The sequence below is a fragment of the Ramlibacter sp. genome (genome assembly GCF_013697775.1).
GTDB lineage: Bacteria > Pseudomonadota > Gammaproteobacteria > Burkholderiales > Burkholderiaceae_C > Ramlibacter.
In genome coordinates, this window is the sequence record NZ_JACCWG010000251.1 from 1 (window position 1) to 17,523 (window position 17,523).

The 17,523-nt window shown below is 70.3% G+C and carries 19 protein-coding genes; 2 read left to right on the forward strand and 17 right to left on the reverse strand.

Annotated elements, in window-relative coordinates; all coding sequences use genetic code 11:
* From H0U68_RS12330 to H0U68_RS12390, 13 genes are all read right to left on the reverse strand, one after another.
* On the reverse strand, positions 1-444 hold a 444-nt coding region (locus H0U68_RS12330; RefSeq protein WP_296355963.1), incomplete at its 3' end, for an alpha/beta hydrolase.
* Between the two features lie 45 nt (positions 445-489).
* A complete protein-coding gene (locus tag H0U68_RS12335; protein WP_296355965.1) occupies positions 490-1,314 on the reverse strand; it encodes an ABC transporter permease in 825 nt (274 codons plus the stop codon).
* Positions 1,311-2,219: an ABC transporter ATP-binding protein gene (locus tag H0U68_RS12340; RefSeq protein ID WP_296355967.1), complete on the reverse strand. Its 909-nt coding sequence runs from the start codon at positions 2,217-2,219 to the stop codon at positions 1,311-1,313. The genes H0U68_RS12335 and H0U68_RS12340 overlap by 4 nt, the downstream gene beginning before the upstream one ends.
* 17 nt (positions 2,220-2,236) lie before the next feature.
* On the reverse strand, positions 2,237-3,820 hold the full coding sequence (locus H0U68_RS12345; protein WP_296355969.1) for an acyl-CoA ligase (AMP-forming), exosortase A system-associated: 1,584 nt from the start codon (positions 3,818-3,820) through the stop codon (positions 2,237-2,239).
* 1 nt (position 3,821) lies between these two features.
* Entirely contained in the window at positions 3,822-5,759 is a 1,938-nt protein-coding gene (locus H0U68_RS12350; RefSeq protein WP_296355970.1) for an acyl-CoA dehydrogenase, read from the reverse strand.
* On the reverse strand, positions 5,746-6,690 hold the full coding sequence (locus tag H0U68_RS12355; RefSeq protein ID WP_296355973.1) for a hypothetical protein: 945 nt from the start codon (positions 6,688-6,690) through the stop codon (positions 5,746-5,748). Before H0U68_RS12355 ends, H0U68_RS12350 begins: the two co-directional genes overlap by 14 nt.
* A gap of 16 nt (positions 6,691-6,706) precedes the next feature.
* On the reverse strand, positions 6,707-7,714 hold the full coding sequence (locus tag H0U68_RS12360) for a ferritin-like domain-containing protein (protein WP_296355974.1): 1,008 nt from the start codon (positions 7,712-7,714) through the stop codon (positions 6,707-6,709).
* Positions 7,714-8,334 carry a GNAT family protein gene (locus H0U68_RS12365; protein ID WP_296355979.1) on the reverse strand — a complete coding sequence of 207 codons (621 nt, stop codon included), beginning with the start codon at positions 8,332-8,334 and terminating at the stop codon, positions 7,714-7,716. Before H0U68_RS12365 ends, H0U68_RS12360 begins: the two co-directional genes overlap by 1 nt.
* Positions 8,335-8,360: 26 nt before the next feature.
* Complete coding sequence (locus H0U68_RS12370) at positions 8,361-9,419, reverse strand: hypothetical protein (RefSeq protein WP_296355981.1); 1,059 nt, start codon at positions 9,417-9,419, stop codon at positions 8,361-8,363.
* A gap of 18 nt (positions 9,420-9,437) precedes the next feature.
* Positions 9,438-9,959 carry a hypothetical protein gene (locus H0U68_RS12375; protein WP_296355983.1) on the reverse strand — a complete coding sequence of 174 codons (522 nt, stop codon included), beginning with the start codon at positions 9,957-9,959 and terminating at the stop codon, positions 9,438-9,440.
* Between the two features lie 3 nt (positions 9,960-9,962).
* Positions 9,963-11,102, reverse strand: a complete 1,140-nt coding sequence (locus tag H0U68_RS12380; RefSeq protein WP_296355985.1) for a PLP-dependent decarboxylase — start codon at positions 11,100-11,102, stop codon at positions 9,963-9,965.
* A gap of 41 nt (positions 11,103-11,143) precedes the next feature.
* The gene (locus H0U68_RS12385; RefSeq protein ID WP_296355987.1) at positions 11,144-11,392 is read right to left on the reverse strand and encodes an acyl carrier protein; all 249 of its coding nucleotides are present in this window, start codon (positions 11,390-11,392) and stop codon (positions 11,144-11,146) included.
* An 81-nt stretch (positions 11,393-11,473) separates the two neighbouring features.
* Positions 11,474-12,151: an acyl-homoserine-lactone synthase gene (locus H0U68_RS12390; RefSeq protein WP_296355989.1), complete on the reverse strand. Its 678-nt coding sequence runs from the start codon at positions 12,149-12,151 to the stop codon at positions 11,474-11,476.
* 196 nt (positions 12,152-12,347) lie between these two features.
* Here H0U68_RS12390 and H0U68_RS12395 point away from each other — a divergent pair, with 196 nt between their 5' ends.
* Together H0U68_RS12395 and H0U68_RS12400 are read left to right on the forward strand one after the other, a co-directional pair.
* A complete protein-coding gene (locus H0U68_RS12395; RefSeq protein WP_296355992.1) occupies positions 12,348-12,746 on the forward strand; it encodes a DUF4902 domain-containing protein in 399 nt (132 codons plus the stop codon).
* Between the two features lie 79 nt (positions 12,747-12,825).
* Entirely contained in the window at positions 12,826-13,539 is a 714-nt protein-coding gene (locus H0U68_RS12400; protein WP_296355993.1) for an autoinducer binding domain-containing protein, read from the forward strand.
* A gap of 24 nt (positions 13,540-13,563) precedes the next feature.
* On the opposite strand, the gene H0U68_RS12405 is transcribed toward H0U68_RS12400, so the two are convergent.
* The 4 genes from H0U68_RS12405 to H0U68_RS12420 all read right to left on the reverse strand — a co-directional run bounded on the left by H0U68_RS12405 (position 13,564) and on the right by H0U68_RS12420 (position 17,262).
* The gene (locus H0U68_RS12405) at positions 13,564-14,556 is read right to left on the reverse strand and encodes an alpha/beta fold hydrolase (RefSeq protein ID WP_296355996.1); all 993 of its coding nucleotides are present in this window, start codon (positions 14,554-14,556) and stop codon (positions 13,564-13,566) included.
* Positions 14,557-14,656: 100 nt separating this feature from the next.
* Positions 14,657-16,174, reverse strand: a complete 1,518-nt coding sequence (locus tag H0U68_RS12410; protein WP_296355998.1) for a S8 family serine peptidase — start codon at positions 16,172-16,174, stop codon at positions 14,657-14,659.
* A 105-nt stretch (positions 16,175-16,279) separates the two neighbouring features.
* On the reverse strand, positions 16,280-16,837 hold the full coding sequence (locus H0U68_RS12415; RefSeq protein WP_296355999.1) for a hypothetical protein: 558 nt from the start codon (positions 16,835-16,837) through the stop codon (positions 16,280-16,282).
* Entirely contained in the window at positions 16,795-17,262 is a 468-nt protein-coding gene (locus H0U68_RS12420; RefSeq protein ID WP_296356001.1) for a hypothetical protein, read from the reverse strand. Before H0U68_RS12420 ends, H0U68_RS12415 begins: the two co-directional genes overlap by 43 nt.
* Positions 17,263-17,523 lie beyond the last annotated feature (261 nt).

Consider the following 17,523-nt stretch of genomic DNA (forward strand, 5'->3'; position numbering starts at 1 on the left):
TGACCGACTGAACATCGCCGCCCCCACTGTCGCCTCAGCGGCGGCGATGGGGCGGGCGAGTTCGGTGGGAGCGACGTGACGGCCCGCCAACCCGCGCCGCCCGGAGCCGCCGTGGCCGCGCACGTCCAGCGCATAGGCGGCCACGCCCTGCATCGCCAGCAGCGCGCCCACCGAGTGCATGGTGCGCGAGTCGTGGATCGAGCCGTGCACCAGCACCGCGATCTGCGAGGCGCCGGCGGCGGGGTATTCGCGGTAGGCCAGCTCGACGCCGTCGCGGGCGGCGAAGCGGTGCGCGGCGGGAAAGCGCATGGCGGCCAGCCGCTCCAGCGAGTGCGTTAGGGTGGGCAGTGGCGGCGGCCGCTTGCGGGTGCCGAAGGCGATGGCAGCGGCGAGCAGCAGCAGCGTGGCGGCCATCAGGAACGGCGGCAGGAGGAGCAGGGACATGGTGGGACCTGTGGGTGCGGTGAAGGGGAGGCGGAGCGCGGGGCTTCAGCCCTGCGCCTTGTGGGAGCCGCGCTGGTAGGCCAGGCGGGCGGCGCCAAAGAACAGCACGGAGTAACCGGCGAGCCAGGCGAGGTGGGGCAGCTGGTCGGCCAGCGGGTGCTGCGAGACCACGTTCCAGCCCATGCGCGCCAGGTGGTAGGACGGCAGATACAGCGCGATCTCCCGCACCAGCTGCGGCAGCGCCGGGTAGGGCACGAAGATGCCGGAGGCGAAGGCCAGGCACAGGAACAGGCCGTTGGCCACGCCCACCACCGAGTTCGGCCCAAGCACGTAGCCCAGCAGCAGCCCCAGCGCGGAGAACGGCACCAGCCCGATGGCCAGGCAGCCCAGCACGCCCAGCAGCATGCCGGCAGGCACCTGGATGCCGGCCACGAACCTGCAGAAGGCGAACAGCACCGCCACGCTGAGCATGCCGAACACCGCGGTGAGCAGGCTCTTGCCGAGGAAGTAGACCCAGGCCGGCATTGGCGAGGCGCGCAGCAGCGCGTGCCAGCCAAGCGAGCGCTCCACCGCCACCGAAACGCTGAAGGAGAACATCGCCACCGACATCACGGTGTAGCTGCCGTAGGCCACCAGCATGTAGGAGCCGCCATCTAGCCCACCCAGCGAATCCTGCAGCTGGCGCATGCCGAACATGGCGAAGAACAGGATCGGGAACAGCAGCACCGGGATCACGAAAGTCGGCATGCGCAGCAGCTTCAGGAACTCCATTCGCACGAAGTGGCGCAGCGCGGCGCCGTGCGATGCGCGCGCCACGGCGCGCGGGGCCCGGGCGGCGGGGCTGGCCAGGGTGTTGGTCAAGGCGGTCATTGGTAAACCCTTTGTTCGGCCGCGGCCGTCAGGTTGGACAAGGCCTCTTCGAGGCCGAAGGCGCGCACGCTGATGTCGCGCACGTCGTGGATGCCGCCCAGCAGCGCGCGCAGGCTGTCCTCCGGCTGCGAGGTCTGCACGCACCAGTGACCGTCGCCCTGCGCGACCTGCGTCACGCCCGGGATGCTGCGCAGGCCGCCTTCGGTGGCCGCATCGCTGTGGAAGCGCAGCAGCTTGCCGCCCATGGACGCCTTGATCTGGGCGGGCGAGCCGCAGCTGAGGATGGCGCCGCCGTGCAGCACCGCGATCCGGTCGGCCACCGCGTCGACCTCCTCCAGGTGGTGGGTGGTCAGCACGATGGAGCAGCCGCGCGCCACGCGCTCGCGCAGCGCGGCCAGGAAGCGGCGGCGCGACTCGGCGTCCATTGCCACCGTGGGCTCGTCGAGGAACAGCAGCGGCGGATCGCCGGCGACGGCCAGCGCGAACTTCACGCGTTGCTTCTGGCCGCCCGAGAGCTTGGCGACATCGCGCGACTGCAGGCCCTCCAGGCCGGCCAGCCGCAGGATCTCGTCCATCGGCAAAGGCTGCGCATAGAGGCGCCGGAACAGCTCGATCAGCTCGCCCACGCGCAGGCTGGGCGGCAGCTCGCAGTCCTGCAGCATCACGCCGATCAGGCCGCGCGCCGCTGTCTCCTGCGGGTCCTGCCCGAACACCCGCACCTGGCCGGCGCCGGGGCGGCGCAGGCCAGTGAGGATGGACAGCAGCGTGGTCTTGCCGGCGCCGTTGGCGCCCAGCAGGGCGAGGATTTCGCCGCGCCGGACCTCCAGGTCCAGCCCGTCGAGCACGTGCTTGCTGCCGTAGCGCATGCCGAGACCTGCGGCGGACAGTGCGGGGGTGGTGTTCATGCCATTTGCTCCGTCGGTCACGCGGGTTCGGCCACCAGGGCGGTTTGGCTGTCGCGCGCCTGCAGGTCGGCCGCCAGCTGCTTGCGGTCGAACTTGCCGTTGCCGTTGCGCGGCAGCGCGTCCAGCAGAACCACGCGCGCGGGCACCATGTAGGTCGGCAGCCGCGGCTTGCAGGCCTGGATCACCTGCACGTCGTGCAGCTGGTCGTCCGCCGGCACCACGAAAGCGACGATCTCGGCGCCCAGCGTGGGATGCGGCACGCCGATCACCGCGGCTTCGCGCGCCAGCCCCGTGGCCAGCACCACTTCCTCGATCTCGGTCGGGCTGATGCGGTAGCCCGACACCTTGATCAGGTCGTCCTTGCGGCCGACGAAGTACAGGAAGCCTTCGTCGTCGCGGTGGACGATGTCGCCCGACCACACGGCGATCTCCTCGCCCAGCGGTCCCATCAGCGCGGCCGGCAGGCGGCGGAATTTCTCCTCGGTGCGCTCGCGGTCCTTCCAGTAGCCGCGGGTGACGAAGGCGCCGCGGTGCACCAGTTCGCCGTGCTCGCCGGGATCGCATTCGCTGCCGTCGGGGCGCAGCACCAGGATCTGCGCGTTTGGCACCGCCTTGCCGATGGAGTTGGGCCGGCGGTCCACTTCGGCCGGGTCCAGGTAAGTGGAGCGGAAGGCTTCGGTTAGGCCGTACATCAGGTACGGGTTCGCATTCACGAACAGCGCGCGCAGCGTGGCCAGCAGCGTGGCCGGCATGTGGCCGCCGGTGTTGGCGAAGTAGCGCAGCCGCCCCGCCACCTCGGCCGGCCAGGCGGCGGCGGTGAGCTGGTGCCACAGCGGCGGCACCGCGGTCATCGCCGTCACGCCGTGCTTCTGGCAGACGCGCACCACTTCGGCGGCGGTCAGGAAGTTCAGCAGCACAAGCGTGGCGCCGATGCCGATGGCGGTGGTCAGCTGGCTCAGGCCCGCGTCGAAGCTCAGGGGCAGCAGCGACAGGATCACTTCCTCTGGCCGGTTGCCCAGGTATTGGTTGACGCTGGCGGCGCCCGAGCCCAGGTTGCGGTGCGTCACCATCACGCCCTTGGGCATGCCGGTGGAGCCGGAGGTGTAGAGGATGGCGGCCAGGTCGCTGTCTACCACCGAGGCGCCGCATTCCAGCGGCGCGGCGGCGGCGAGCCGCTCGTTCCAGCGCGCCGCGGCGCGTTCCTTGCGGTCGCCTGCGTCGCTGAGCAGCAGCGTGGCGGGGACGGTGCCTTCGAGCGCGCACAGCGCGTCGTGGCGCCCGCCGGTGGTGACCAGCAGCTTCGCCTCGGCGTCGCGCAGGATGTGCATCACCTGGTGGGGCTTGAGCTGCGGATTGACCGGCACGAACACTGCGCCGAGGGCCGAGGCGCCCAGCATCGCCAGCACCATCTCGAAGCGCTTGTCGGCATAGATGGCAACGCGGTCGCCGGTGCACACACCGCACTCGCGCATCGCGCCGGCGGCAGCGCGCGCCTGGGCCAGTAGCGCGCCGTAGGCGATGCTGTCGTTCTGGTGGATCAGCGCCGGGTGGGCGCTGCGCAGGGCCGCGGTGGCTTGCAGCGAATCGAATAGCGTGACCATGTCAGATCTCCTCGCACAGTGCGGCCTCTTGGGCCGGCAGGGTTTCAGGGGCGAGGTAGCCGAAGCGCTCGCTGGACATCGCAACCAGGCTGTGTTCGTGGTTGCGCATGATCTGCAGCCGTGTGTGCACGGCAGGCAGGATGTTGTGGATGAAGAAGCGCGCGGAATCCACCTTGCCCAGGTAGAACGCGGCCTTGGGGTCTCCGGCCGGGCGGCGCGCCAGCGCGCGTTTGGCGGCCACCGCGGCTTCCAGCAGCACCCAGCCCAGGCTGGTTTCGGCCAGCATCTCCAGCAGGCGCGTGGAGTACTGGCTGACGCGCTCCATGCGGCCGGACTTGACGATGCCGCCCAGCACATCGAGCGCTTCCACGCTGGCGGCCAGCGCCTCGCGCAGCCGGGCGCATTCGTCTGCCAGGTCGGGCACGTCCACCGTGTCCAGGAAGGCCTCGACGTCTTCGCGGAAGTAGCGGATGGTGCGCGAGTCGCGGCCGAACGAGAGCTTCTCGCGCAGCAGGTCCTGCGACTGGATGTAGTTGGTGCCTTCCCAGATCGACAGCACCTTCACGTCGCGTGCGTATTGCTCCACCGGCGTGTCCTTGGTGTAGCCGACGCCGCCGTGCACCTGGATGCCCAGCTCGCAGATGCGCCAGGCCTGGTCGGACACGTAGGCCTTGACGATGGGCACGTAGAACAGAATGAGGCGCTGCGCCCGGTCCAGCGCCTTGTCGTCGGGCGCGGGCCCCTTGCGCATCGCCAGCTGCCGCGACAGCTGCAGGCTCATCTTGCCCAGCAGGCCGCGGCAGCCCTCGACCTTGCTCTTCATCTCCAGCAGCATGCGCTGCACGTCCAGGTGCTCGATGATGCTGACGCGGTCGGCGAGCGCATTGGCCGCGCTGTGGAACGGCCGGCCCTGGATGCGCGAGCGGGCGTAGCGCAGGCTGTGGTGGTAGGCGCTGGAGGCCATGCCCAGCGCGAACAGGCCGGTGGTCATGCGCGCGTCGGCCATCAGCGGCATCAGCTGCAGCAGGCCCACGTTCTTGCGGTTGCCCAGCAGGTGGCCGTGGGTCGGGCCGGCGTGGCCGAAGCGCAGCTGCGTGTTGGCGCAGCCGTTCAGGCCCATCTTGTCTTCCAGCCGCAGGCATTCCACATGGTTGGAGACGCGGCTGCCGTCGGCCCGCATCAGGTACTTGGGCACGATGAAGCACGACAGCGAGAACGATCCCGGCGTCGCGCTGTCGACCCGGCCCAGCACGAAGTACAGCGTGTTGTCGGTCAGCTGGTGCATGCCGGCGGAGATGAAGCGCTTCTCGCCGACGATGCTGTAGAGGTCACCGCCGCCCTCGATGGGCGTGCCCACCGTGTGCAGCGCGGTCACGTCGCTGCCGGCCTGCGCTTCGCTGGAGCAGAAGCAGGCGTCCCATTCCTGGGCGTGCAGCTTCGGGAAGAAGGCGGCCTTCTGCTCCGGCGTGCCGGAGCGGTGGATGATCTTGGAGGCCGGGCGCGAGAAGCCGCCGTAGGTCATGAACGAAGGATTGGCGCCCATGAACATTTCGTAGACCACCTGCGCCAGCAGCGGCGGCAGGATCGGGCGGACCGGGTCGTCGGCGCCGGCGGGCTCGCCTTCGACCGGTTTGCCCACCACCCAGTTTTTGCGGAACTCCTCCCACAGCGCGGGGTAGGCCGAGGGCAGGCGCACGTTGCCTTGCGCATCGAGCGTGCAGCCTTCGCGGTCCGAATCCTGGTAGGCGTCGCCCAGCTTGCGAGCGAAGGCCTGCGCCTGGGTCAGCACGCGGGCGAAGCGGTCGCGGTCCCAGCCGCTGTGCGGGCCGGCGGCCAGCAGCGCTTCGTTCTCGGGAAACTGCTCCCAGAGGAAGAAGTCCAGTTCTTCCATGTCGACGAGGTAGGTCCCGTCGCGATCGGTGCGGTCAGTTGAGGGCATGGCAAGGTTCTTCGGTGTGGAGGGAAAGGGGGGCCGGGCAGGCGGGCTGCCGCGGGGCGACGGTGGGTGCCGCGGCGAGCAGCGCCGGGCGGTCCTGCAGATCGACGCGCGCGTCCGGGGCCAGCCCGACGGCGGCCACGGCGCTGTAGCCGTTGAAGGCAAGGGAGGCGACGATGGCGGTGTCCGGCCGCGGCGCGCCGGCTTCCTGGCAGCGGGTGATCAGCGCGATCCACGGATCGCTGCCGAAGCAGTGGCCCCAGCCGGCGTGCAGCGCGGGCTGCGGATTCGGCGTGCCCACCAGCTTGGCGAACATCTCCTGCGTCTTGAGCGGGAAGAAGGGCTGGCAGAGCGCGGCATCCGGCGTCCGCGCGATGGCGGTCTTCAGGTGCTTGGCGAATTCCATCATCGAGTTCGCCCCCGCGCCCGGCCCGAGCAGCAGCGCGTCGTTCGCGCCTTCGCCGAGTTCCAGGCACAGAATGGCCACGCCGAAGCCGGTGCCGCCCCACAGGTTGCGCCAGATCTCGGCATCGGTCCAATGGGCGAACTGGTGCACGTCCAGGTCGGCGATGGCCAGCAGCACGCGGCGCGGGCCCGACAGCGCCGCGCAGTGGCGCAGCACGTAGCCCCAGGAGGCGCACTCGTAGGCGTTGACCACGTAGGGTGCGCTGCCCGGCAGCCGGCTGCGCAGCCGCTCGCGGAACAGCCCGGCCGAGTCGTCGGCCACTTCGGTCACCATCGACGAGACGATGGTGGAGCAGACGACAAAGTCGGTCGGCTGCCACTGCGCGCCGGCCAGCGCCAGGGCGTGCACGGCCTGCGTGCCGATGCCGTCGGCCATCGAACCGATGGCGGCTTCCGCGCCGGCGCCGGCGCCGAAGCAGGGCGCGTGGTAGCGCCAGTAGCTCGCGGCCTTCAGGGTGATTGCGGTCATGGTTGGCTCCTCTGTCTCAAGCGGCGGCGGGGAAGGCGGCGTACTCGAGCATCCCGAGGCCGGCGAACACCTGGCGTGCCTTGGCGCCCAGCAGGCCCATGTCGCGCACCGCGGGCACCAGGCGGCGGAAGATGGAACGGCGCAGGTTCTGGGAGACGTGGCTGTCGAACACCAGCTCCTTGCGCTGGGCCTTGCTCAAGCCCACGGTGGCCCAGATCTCGCTGGCGCTGGTGTGCTCGTTCAGCCGCAGCGCGGATTCGCAGATGAACTCCTCGCGCTCGGCGCGGCCGTGGTCGTCCAGCTCGGCGCAGGACTGGGCGAGCGCCAGCTTGCCGATGGCGAAGTGGCGCGCCTCGTCGCGCAGCACCAGCGTCAGCAGCTCGCGGAACAGCGGGCAGCCGGTATAGGCGCGCAGGTTCTGGAACAGCGACAGCGCCATGCCTTCCACCAGGATCTGCATGCCCAGGCAGGTGAAGTCCGGGCGCGACTCCGAGACGATGTTGCCGAACAGCGCGCGCAGCGGCGAGGAGATCGCGAAGGTGGAGGCGAAGCGGGTGCGCGCCACCCGGGCATAGGCCTCGATGTGCCGCGCCTCGTCGATCACCTGGCTGGCGGCGGCCAGCTTCATCTCCAGCGCACCTTCGCCCTGCGCCAGCCGCGCCGCGCAGATCAGCGCCGCCTGTTCGCCGTGCAGCACCTGCGACAGGTTCCAGCTCTGGATGTCGTGGCGCAGCTGGTTGCGGGTCGCCTCGTCCATCGAGTTCCACAGCCGCGTGCCGTGGATCGCCAGCGTGCCGTCGGGCATGGCCAGCGGGTTGGTGGGCGAGTGCGGCTGCGACCAGTCGAGATCGCGCGCGGCGTCCCACTGCTGCGCCTTGGCCTTCTCGTACAGTCCGTTCAGGCCGCCGTCGCCGATGCCGTGGTCCTCGTTGAGCAGCACCCGCGTGGGCGCCTCGAAGGTGTGCAGCGGGGCTGCGGCGCCGGGCAGGCGGCGCTCGGCAAACATGACGTCGTCGCGTTCCATCACGCGTCCCCGCCGGACAGGTGGGGCTCGAACTCGCTGGCTAGCAGGTCCAGCAGGATGCGGTCCTGCATCACGCCGTCGACCACGTGGGCGCAGCGCTGCCGCCCCTGCACCTTGAACCCGACCCGTTCCAGGTTGGCGAGCGAGAGCCGGTTCGATTCCGCCACCCAGGCATAGACCGAGTGAAGGTCCAATTCGCGGAAGCCGAGTTCCAGGAACTGCTTGATCTCGATCCACGCGTGGGTGCGCGCCGGCGGGCGCAGGCGCGGCCGCACGCCCCACAGCATGGCGTTGCGAAACGGGCTGCTCACGTGCTGCAGCCCGATCACGCCGACTTGGCGCGTGTGGTCGGCCACCATCGAGCGGATGAAGTTGTCCTTCGACTTGCTCATGTAGTGCAGCGCGCGGCCGGACAGCACCTGGCGGCCGCCGCCGAAGTCCAGCCACTTGTGGTTCTGCGGGTCCTCCAGCCAGCCGCCGGCGACTTCGGCGCTCTCCAGGGTGAAGGGGACGAAACTGACGACGGACCGCTCGTAGCGCTGGGTGCGCGCGAGGGGTGCCGCGATCGCCGCCGGCATGAAGACCGGCGGCTGGGCGAAGGAGGAAAGGACGGCGCTCATGGATGGTTCCTGGAAGTCGGTTGGGCTCAGGCCGCCTTCAGCGCGGCGGGGCGGTTGTAGGCGTAGGCCTTGGTGTAGATCTCGCGCAGGCACCGGTACGAACTGCCTTCCATCTTGGTGAACGCCAGCAGGTCGCGCTGGTCGGCCGGCGTGCGCACGCGGCCGTCGGCGACCAAGCGCGCCAGCAGTTCGTTGCTGGCAAACTTGGCGGCCATCACCTGCGTCACCACCGAGTTGCCGTAGGGTCGCACCGCCAGGTGCGCGGCGATCGCCTGGATCGATTCGATGGCCTTGCGCGTGTCGTCGTCGAGTTCGGCGCGGCCGTTGCGTGCCAGCCATTTCAGATGGCTCATCAGGCAGCGCACCAGCTGCGGGCGCACGATGGTCAGCAGCCGGTTGAGCATGGTCGGCCCGCCGCGGGTCAGCTTGTCGGCGTTGCTCACCTCGACCTTGCCCTTGACGTTCTGCAGCCGGATCACGCCGTCCAGCATCGCCGGGCCGGCCTCGGTGCGGCGCAGCGCGCGGCACTGCTCGGGCGACAGCAGGAACGCGGTGGGGTACAGGCCGTTGGGCACGCTGGCCGCGACGATGGCGAACAGGTCGCCGTCGCCGCCCATCGCCCATACCTTGTCCACGCCCAGCATCTGCGTGCCCTCGGCCATGCGGACCTGGGTCTTCCAGTGTGCCGGCGACGGGCCGCCGGCATCGGTCATCAGGAAGCACGAGCTGCTGCCCGCGGCCACCCAGGCGCGCACCTTGGCCATCTGCTCGTCGGTGGAGAACAGCGTGAACATCGCCGTGGCGAACTCGCGCATCATCTTCATGTAGTGCGGCGCCAGGCCGTCGGCCTCGACGGCGGCGACGATGCGGTCGAGCGCGCCAGCGAAGCGCTCGTCCACCTGCAGCGTCGAGGCCATCTCGGCGGGCTTGCGCTCGAAGGACGCGCAGGGCTCCTCGATGATCAGCGCCGAGTCGAGCAGGCCCACCACCGAGCGGTGCAGGTCGGCGCGCAGCCGCTCGGGCAGCGGCGAGACGCTTTCCAGCGCATCGGTGATCAGGTTTCCGTAATGGTGGGTGTAGTTCATGGTGGGCGGTGGTGGCGTTCAGTGGCGGGCGCCGGCGGTACCGGCGTGGAAGTCGGCGCCGCGCAGGAAGGCGGCGAAGCCTTCGGGGTCGGCCGAGCGGGAATGCAGCGTGACCGTGATGCGGTTGTCGCCGCGCTCTTTGGTGTCGCGGCGCAGGCGGTCGTCGATGACCAGGATGCCGTCGCCGCCAGCGGCCAGCAGCTCCCCGGCCATGCGGCACGGGTCGTCCACCAGCAGCACACGCGGCTGCATCAGCCCGGTCGGCAGCGGCCGCAGGTAGACGGTGTGGAAGCGCACCAGCACCTGGGCCAGCCCGGGCAGCTCGCGCAGCGCGCGCACCGCCAGGTCCTCCAGCAACCGGTAGTGCTGCCGGTACGACAGCAGCACCGGATGCGGCGCATCGTTTTCGAAGGCGCGCAGGCCCAGGTAGTCGCCCTCGCTCATGAGCAGCATCGACAGCGGCTCCGCCGCGGCGAGTTCGCCCGCGTAGGGCGAGGCCACGAGCTGGCCGGTGTAGGTGAGGCAGGAGGACTGGGACATGGTTCAGGACCGGATGTAGATGCCGGCCGTCTTGGCCGACAGGAAGCGGCTGGGCGTGTAGGTGTGGCTGTAGGCGCCGCAGTTGTCGAAGCAGCACAGGTCGCCCACCTCGGGCAGCGTGGAACCCGCGGGCAGCGCGCCGATCACGTCGGCGCTGCTGCACGAGCTGCCGACGAAGGCGATCGGCCCGTCGAAGCGCCGCGGCTCGGTACCGGCCTGCGCCCGCACCATCGCCGGCGCCTGCAGCTGCTTGGTGAAGCGCTCGGTCTGGCACAGCAGGAATGCCTGGCTGATGCCGCCGTCGCACACTGCATAGGCCTTGCCGCCGATGTGCTTGACCGAATTCACGCGGGTGAGGAACCAGCCAGCGCTCTGGAACACCGCGCGGCCGGACTCGTGCGCAAGGTCGTAGCGGCGGAAGGCTTCGAGCCGCCGGCGGTAGCCGGCGAAGTCGATGTCCTGCGCAGCCCAGTTGCGGTCGAAGCCGCCGCCCAGGTTCAGGAAGGCGAGCGGCGCGCCGACGCGCGCCTCGATGACGGCGAGCGCGGCGGGCAGCGCGTCCAGCACCTGCAGGTGGCGGGCCGCGAAGTGGCCCGAGCCGCCGAACATGTGGATGCCGGCGACCTCGCAGCGCGCCCGGCCGAGCAGGTCCACCGCTGCGCAGGCGGTCTGCACGTCCATGCCGAAGTGGTCGGCGTGCAGCCCGCGGCCGCCGCTGGCGCCGATCAGCGCCGCGGTGTTCAGCCGCAGCACCACAGGCGGCAGGGGCCGCCCGCCCTTGGCCTTGACGATGCGCTCGGCATGGTCGAGGCCGTCCACGATGATGGTCGCCTTGGCCGCGATGGCGCCGCGCAGGAACTGCGCATCCATCGACGGGTTGTTGGCGAACTTGGGCGCGTTGACGCGGCCCATCGACAGGTCGAGTTCGGCGACGCTGGCGAACTCGATGCCGTCCACGAACTCGTGCGCGCAGCGCAGCAGAAGGCTGAGCTCGGGGTTGGCCTTGATCGAGACGACCAGCCGCGTGCCGAGCGCGGCCTTCAGGCTGCGGTAGTTCGCCGCGACGACGGCGGGATCGAAGACGTAGCAGGGCGTCGCGAATTCCTGCCGCGCCAGTTCGTCGAGCAGTTGAGGGTCTTGCATGAAAGGGCTCGGTCGCGTGGGTGGTGGGTCGGGCGCGGCGCTCAGCCGGCGGTGACGGCGGCTTCGGTCAGCTGCGCGTCGAGCTCGCGCAGCGAGGTGTACTGGTCGATCGACAGGCGCTCCGGGTCCACCGAGCCGGTGTAGAGCTGCTCGCACACCAGCACCAGTTCGACCACGTTCAGGGAATCGACCCCGAGTTCGCCCATGGGCGTGTCGACGTCGACCGTCTCGACGTTTAGGATCCGGGCCACTTCGACGGCCAGCAGTTCAAGTTTGGTTTGTTCGCTCATCGTTCACTTTCGGTTGGTAAGAAAAGCAGGGGAAGGCCGCGCGGCAGGTGCGCCGCGCATGGGGGAACTGGGTGGCGCCGCTTACGCCGGCATCAGCGTGCGGTGTCGCGCGGTGCTGCCTGTGCGCACCGGCCAGCCGGTGAAGCGCCAGGCAGCGCGTTCGGGTTCGGGTGCAAGCGTGGGCCGCACCGGCGCCGCGCCGAGCGCTTCGCAGGCTTCCTGCGTGAAGGCGATCTGGCCGGCGATCAGCAGGAAGCCGTCGATGCGCTGCGGCGGGCCGAGCCGCTGCATCTGCACGCCCCAGCGGTTGGACAGGCGCTCGATCGCCACCGTGGTGCAGCACACCAGGCTGTGCGCGCCGCGCGCCGCGGCGAAGCGCATCGCGGCCAGCAGCACGCGCTTGCCGACTTCGGCGTCCTGGGTCTTGCCGCCGTGCGGGTCGCTGGCGGTGTAGCGCGACAGCTCCCACACGCCGGCGGTGCGCGGCGGCGTGCCGTTCACCAGGCTGGCGAAGTGCTTCTCCAGCAGATAGGTTTGCGTGGTGGGCAGCAGGCGGCCGTAGCCGACGATGCGGCCGTCGTCCTCGTTGAAGGCCAGCACGTGCGTGGCGCCGGCCGTGTCGAACTCGTCCTGTTCGTAGCCGGGCTCGCAGGGCAGCTCCCATCCCATCTGCTCGACGAAGACCTCGTGGCGATAGCGCGCGGTGGCGGCCCGCAGTGCGGGTGTGAGGTTTTCGTCGGTGTAGCAGCGGATTTGCATTTGCGTGTTCCCTCGGCTCGTTTTGGCTTGTTGTGTCTCAGCTCGGATGGGTGCATTGCATCCGTTGGCATCGCTTCCAACAACTCGCAGAACTGCTAGGACTCACAGAAGTGCTAGGTGGCCGGTTTTGAAGGCGCGCGCGCCGTAGACTGCGCCGCATGCCATTTCGCAGCCTGCATCGCCACACCACCGCGCCATGAATTTCGCTTTGCGTTTCCCAGCGAGCGAGCTGGTCCACATGCGGCTCGACCATTTGGATTCGGGCATCGACGTGCCCGAGTTCGAACCCTTCGCGCAAGGCGCGCAATCACCCTCCGACGCACCGGAGTCCACCGGCTATACCGAATGGATCGGCGCCGCCAACGCCAGCATTTCCGTCGGCTGGGACTGGTTCGTCAGTGCCGGCATTCCGCTGCTGACGCTGCGCGCCGGCACCATCCGCACCAACCTCATGCTCACCGACGCGCGCGGCGTCGACCTCGGCCGCGAGGCCACGCTGCAGCGCCTGGACGGCTACCTGCGCAGCTGGGCCTGGCAGCCCGCCGTGCTGCAGCATTTGCACGCCCAGGGGGGCACAACGGCGTCGGCGCGGTGATGGGCATGGCGCCGGATTGACGCTATAGTGCTCAGATTGCCGCCGTGCAAAGCACCGGCGGCGCAGGGGGGGCGAAGAGATGAAAAGTTGGCAGGTCAGTCAGCTGCGCCAGATCAGTTCCGCGGGCAGCAGCGAGGAAACCTTCAGCGTGGTCCTTGCCGAGGCGCAGAAGATCGGCTTCGAGTACTGCTCGTTCGGAATGAAGGCACCGATTCCGCTGGCCGCGCCGCGGGCCACCTGGTGCAGCAACTATCCGATCGCCTGGCAGCAGCTCTACGACGAGCGCGGCTACATCCGGCGCGATCCCTCGGTCGCCCATGCGCTGGTCAGCGACGACGCCATCCTGTGGACCGACGCGCTGTTCGCGCCATGCCGCGAAATCCGCACCGAAGCCGCCGCCCACGGCCTGGCGCACGGCTGGGCGCAGCCGCGGCGCGACGCGCGCGGCATGGTGAGCCTGCTGACGCTGGCCAGAAAAGATCCTCCCATCTCCGCCCAGGAGGTGCTCGACAAGACCGAGCGCCTGAAGTGGCTGTCCTTCGTGTGCCACGAGGGCATGCTCAAGTCCTGGGGCGACCTGCTGCAGGAGGACATGGGCGCGGCCCTCTCCGCGCGCGAAACCGAGGTGCTGCGCTGGTCCTGCGACGGCAAGACGGCCGAAGACATCGCGCAGATCCTGGGGCTGTCGGAAGCGACGGTGAGCTTCCACGTGCGCAACGCCTGCCTGAAGCTGGGCACCAGCAACAAGACGGCCGCCGCCGTGCGCGCGGCGCTGATGGGACTGCTGTGGTGAGGTGAATGCCGCGCCGCGGCGCGTTCAAACGCCCTTGGCGCCCTTGGCGCGCAGGCTGTCGGTGGCACGCACTGCCGCATCCACGGCGCGCGCGTCGATGGTCAGCGGAATGTGGCCGATGCCCGGCAGCAGGGCCACCGGCCAATCGGGCCGCTGGCTGCGCACCACGGCTTCGAGCTGGGGCGTGTCGAAGGCCTCGTCCGCCGCGCCGGCCAGCACCGCGCAGGGCTCCTTCACGGCGCGCATGGTGGCCACGTAGTCGGCCCGCGGCCGGAAGTTGGCCGCCATCGCGAACGAATACGATGGCGTGAGAAAGCGCTGCGCCTGCTCGTTCAGCGCGAAGCGCACCACTGTCAGGTCGTCCAGCGCGTGGACGCCGAGCGCATTGAGCATCGACACCGCCGCCACGCGCGGCACGCCGACGTTGATCCAGCCGCCGCTGTGCGGCCGGTAGTTGGGCGCGTCCTGGCCCAGGAAGGGCGACAGCAGCAGGTAGCTCTGGAACATCTGCTGCTGCGCGCTGCCTGCAATGCGCAGCGCGAAGCCGCCGCCGGCGGAAAAGCCCACCAGCGTGGCGGGCTGGGGCGGCGCGACGGCGTGCATGAACTGCATCAGGTCATCGTCGAGCTGGCCGATGTAGGCGATATGGCCCTTCGGCCCGGAGGCCCCGTGGCCGCGCATGTCCAGCCCATAGGCCGCGTAGCCCGCGCGCGCATAGGCCTGGGCCAGCACGTGCATGCTTTCGCTGCTAGCCGCCGATCCGTGTACCAGCACCACGCTGCCGGCTGCCTTCGGCTCGCCTGGGGGGTAGTACCGGTACGCCAGATGCGCTCCATCGCCCGCGGTATAACGGCGCAGCGGCGGCAACTGCGAGAAATCGACGGCCTTGAACGGGTCGTTGATGCTGGGCATGGGCGGCGGCGCCGTCGGGCCGCCCATGCCGATGGCGGCGGCGAACGACAGCACGCCGGCCGCGGCGGCCACCGCGGGAATGGTCAGGAGCCGGATGTGCTTCAAGAGGACTTTGGTTGCGCCGCGCCCGGTGCGGGCACGGACAAAACCAGTTTACAGCGCGCGCTTGCCACCCCTGCGAAAGGGGTTGCGCCTCCTGCCAGTTTTACTTGCGGATCGGCGAGATGAACACCAGCTGGGTGGCCGCGTTCGCATTCGCGTCGTAGGCCATGTTCGGTCCCGCCATGCCGGTGACGGTGAAAGTGGCGCCGCTGACGGTGGCGGCGTAGTCGGTGGACATCGCACAGCTGCCGCTGCCGTCGGTCGCACAGCTGGCGGCGCCGCCAGGCGAGAAGGTTGCGGACACGGTGGCGCCGGCCAGCGCGGCGCCGGACGCGACGTCGCGCACCGCCACCGTGGCGGTGGCCCTCCAGGCCTTGGGGCTGGTTTTCGAGGTGATGCCCGACAGGCTCTTCACCGCGATGGTCTGCACCGCCGGCGGGGTCGGCGTGCCGCCGCCCAGCGCGTATAGCAGCAGGTTGGGCGAGCCCGTGCCGGCCAAGCTCACGCGGTTGGGCGTGGCGTTGGCGGTGATCCACGCGGCCACCGCCGCCGGCGTGGCGCCCGGGTTGGACTGCAGCACCAGGGCCGCGACGCCTGCCACGTGCGGCGTCGCCATCGAGGTGCCGCTGATGGTGTTGGTGGCGGTGGGGCCGGTGTTCCAGGCCGAGGTGATGCCGCTGCCGGGCGCGAACACGTCCACGCAGCTGCCGTAGTTGGAATACGAGGCGCGGGCATCCGCGCTGGTGGTGGCGCCCACGGTGATGGCGCTGGGTTCACTGGCCGGCGAGGTGTTGCAGGCGTTGGCGTTGTCGTTGCCGGCGGCGACCGCCATCACCACGCCCTTGGCCACCGCGCCCGCGACCGCGGCGTTCACCGAGCTGGACCGCCCGCCGCCCAGCGACAGGTTGGCCACCGCCGGGCGCAGGCTGCTGTTGGCGGCCCAGTCGATGCCGGCGATCACACCCGACCAGCTGCCCGAACCGCTGCAGTCCAGCACCCGCACCGGAATCAACTTCACCTGCTTGGCCACGCCGTAGACCGTGCCGCCCACCGTGCCCGACACGTGGGTGCCGTGGCCGTTGCAGTCGTTGGTGCCGTTGCCGTCGGAGATGCTGGTGGTGCCGGGCAGCACGCGGCCGGTGAACTCCGCGTGGTCGGCGCGGATGCCGGTGTCGATGATGAAGGCGTAAACGCCGCTGCCGGTGGCGTTGTAGCTGTACACGGTGTCGAGCGGCCGGTCGGCCTGGTCGATGCGGTCCAGGCCCCAGGTGGCCTGGTTTTCCGTGGCGCTGAGCGCCACCGTCTGGTCCTGCTCGATGGACTCAATGTGCGGGTTGTTGCGCAGGCCCTGCAGCACCCGGGCCGGCAGCGAAGCGGTGAAGCCCTTGAGCGCGTTGCCGTAGACGTGGTGCAGCTGCCCGCCAGCGCCGCGCACGATGCCGGCCGCCTCTGCGCCATGGTCCGGCACGTCTTTCTTGAACACCACGATGTAGCGATCCGGGATCGGCTGCGAGGCCGCGAACCCGCGCACCGGCTGGGCATGGACGGCAGCAGCGGACAAGGCGCCAAGCGCGACGGTAAGCGCCGCCGCGGCGGTACGGGGGGAAGGGGACAAGGGCATCGTCGAACTCCGGATGGATTGCGCCCATGCACGGCCGGGCTGGCTCAGAATACCGCAGAGCTTGGGCGAGCCAGTACGGGAGTTGCCTACCGCGCCGGTGAAGAATTACCCGGTCCGGATCACCGAGATGTGCCCCGTGCCGCTCTCGGGCAGCCAGACCTCGCCCTTCCTGCCCAGGATCTGCCGCACGTTGGCGCTGTCGCGCTCGAATCCGTGGCGCTCGAAGCGCTCGCTGCGCGGGTCGAACGAGAACACCGCGTTGCCGCCGAAGTCGCTCACCCACACGGTGTCGCGCTCGTCCACGTACACCGCGTAGGCGCGCGGCGCGGCGCCGGGCAGCTTCCACTGGCGCCAGCTGCGCGCCTGCGGGTCGTGCACCGAAAGCTGGCCGCTGTTCCATTCGCTCACCCACAGCCGCCCGCGGCTGTCGCTCCAGATGCGGCGCGCGCCCTGGTCGCGCGTGGGCGGCTCGACGATGCTCGATTCGCCGGTACGGCGATCGATGCGGGCGATGAACGAACCCGCCAGCGAGCACCACCACACCTCGCCCGCCGGGGTGGCGCAGATGCCGTAGGGCCCGCGGCCGCGCGGCGCTTCCTTCACGGTCACCTGGCCGGTCTTCACCGCCAGGCGGCCGACCCAGCCGCCCTGGCCGTGAACCACAGGTCGCCGTCGCCATCGAAGGCGCAGGTGTTGAGGTTGGCGTGGCCGGTGCCGGCGGGCAGCGGATGGACCGTCACCGCGCGGTCCGGCCAGCCCACGCGCACGATCGCGTTCTGCCCTCCATCGGTGAGCCATGCCGCCTTGTCCGGCCCCTGGATGACGCCGTGCGGCGAGGAGCCGGCGCCAAGCGCGACCAGCTCGGTGCGGCCGGTGGCTGGATCGAACCAGCCGAGGTGGCCGCTTGCCTGCGCGCTGAACCACACGCCGCCGTCGGGCGCGGGCGCCACGTCGTGGATGCCGACCTGCCGTGGGGTGGCGAGCTTCCAGGACTGCATCTTGCCGGCGGCAGCAGTCGCCGGCAGGTGCGGCAACAGGCCTACGCTGCCGAGCGACAGCAATGCGGTGCGGCGCGAAATCGGTGGCATGCAGGCCTCCTGCGGCAAGAGGCGTTCATTGTCCCCCTGCCGCGTGCGCGCGCGGCTTCAGCGAAGGGAGTTCGGGGGGCTACCCGACAAGCCGGAGTTCGAAGGGCCCTTGCCTGTGCCGCGGCCGGGCAAGTCCTTCGACGGGGGAGGAGGAGGCGGCGGCGGCGGAGGCGGCCGTGTTCCCGGATCCTTGCCCGGAGGGGGCGGCGGCGGCGGCGGCGGGGTATCGGGCCCGGGGTTGGGCGGCGGCGGCGCGGGAGG

Coding starts and splice junctions, on each gene's coding strand:
- H0U68_RS12335 (WP_296355965.1), bottom strand. CDS start 1,314: ATGACCGCCTTGACCAACACCCTGGCCAGCCCCGCCGCCCGGGCCCCG.
- H0U68_RS12340 (WP_296355967.1), bottom strand. CDS start 2,219: ATGAACACCACCCCCGCACTGTCCGCCGCAGGTCTCGGCATGCGCTAC.
- H0U68_RS12345 (WP_296355969.1), bottom strand. CDS start 3,820: ATGGTCACGCTATTCGATTCGCTGCAAGCCACCGCGGCCCTGCGCAGC.
- H0U68_RS12350 (WP_296355970.1), bottom strand. CDS start 5,759: ATGCCCTCAACTGACCGCACCGATCGCGACGGGACCTACCTCGTCGAC.
- H0U68_RS12355 (WP_296355973.1), bottom strand. CDS start 6,690: ATGACCGCAATCACCCTGAAGGCCGCGAGCTACTGGCGCTACCACGCG.
- H0U68_RS12360 (WP_296355974.1), bottom strand. CDS start 7,714: ATGGAACGCGACGACGTCATGTTTGCCGAGCGCCGCCTGCCCGGCGCC.
- H0U68_RS12365 (WP_296355979.1), bottom strand. CDS start 8,334: ATGAGCGCCGTCCTTTCCTCCTTCGCCCAGCCGCCGGTCTTCATGCCG.
- H0U68_RS12370 (WP_296355981.1), bottom strand. CDS start 9,419: ATGAACTACACCCACCATTACGGAAACCTGATCACCGATGCGCTGGAA.
- H0U68_RS12375 (WP_296355983.1), bottom strand. CDS start 9,959: ATGTCCCAGTCCTCCTGCCTCACCTACACCGGCCAGCTCGTGGCCTCG.
- H0U68_RS12380 (WP_296355985.1), bottom strand. CDS start 11,102: ATGCAAGACCCTCAACTGCTCGACGAACTGGCGCGGCAGGAATTCGCG.
- H0U68_RS12385 (WP_296355987.1), bottom strand. CDS start 11,392: ATGAGCGAACAAACCAAACTTGAACTGCTGGCCGTCGAAGTGGCCCGG.
- H0U68_RS12390 (WP_296355989.1), bottom strand. CDS start 12,151: ATGCAAATCCGCTGCTACACCGACGAAAACCTCACACCCGCACTGCGG.
- H0U68_RS12395 (WP_296355992.1), top strand. CDS start 12,348: ATGAATTTCGCTTTGCGTTTCCCAGCGAGCGAGCTGGTCCACATGCGG.
- H0U68_RS12400 (WP_296355993.1), top strand. CDS start 12,826: ATGAAAAGTTGGCAGGTCAGTCAGCTGCGCCAGATCAGTTCCGCGGGC.
- H0U68_RS12410 (WP_296355998.1), bottom strand. CDS start 16,174: ATGCCCTTGTCCCCTTCCCCCCGTACCGCCGCGGCGGCGCTTACCGTC.
- H0U68_RS12420 (WP_296356001.1), bottom strand. CDS start 17,262: ATGCCACCGATTTCGCGCCGCACCGCATTGCTGTCGCTCGGCAGCGTA.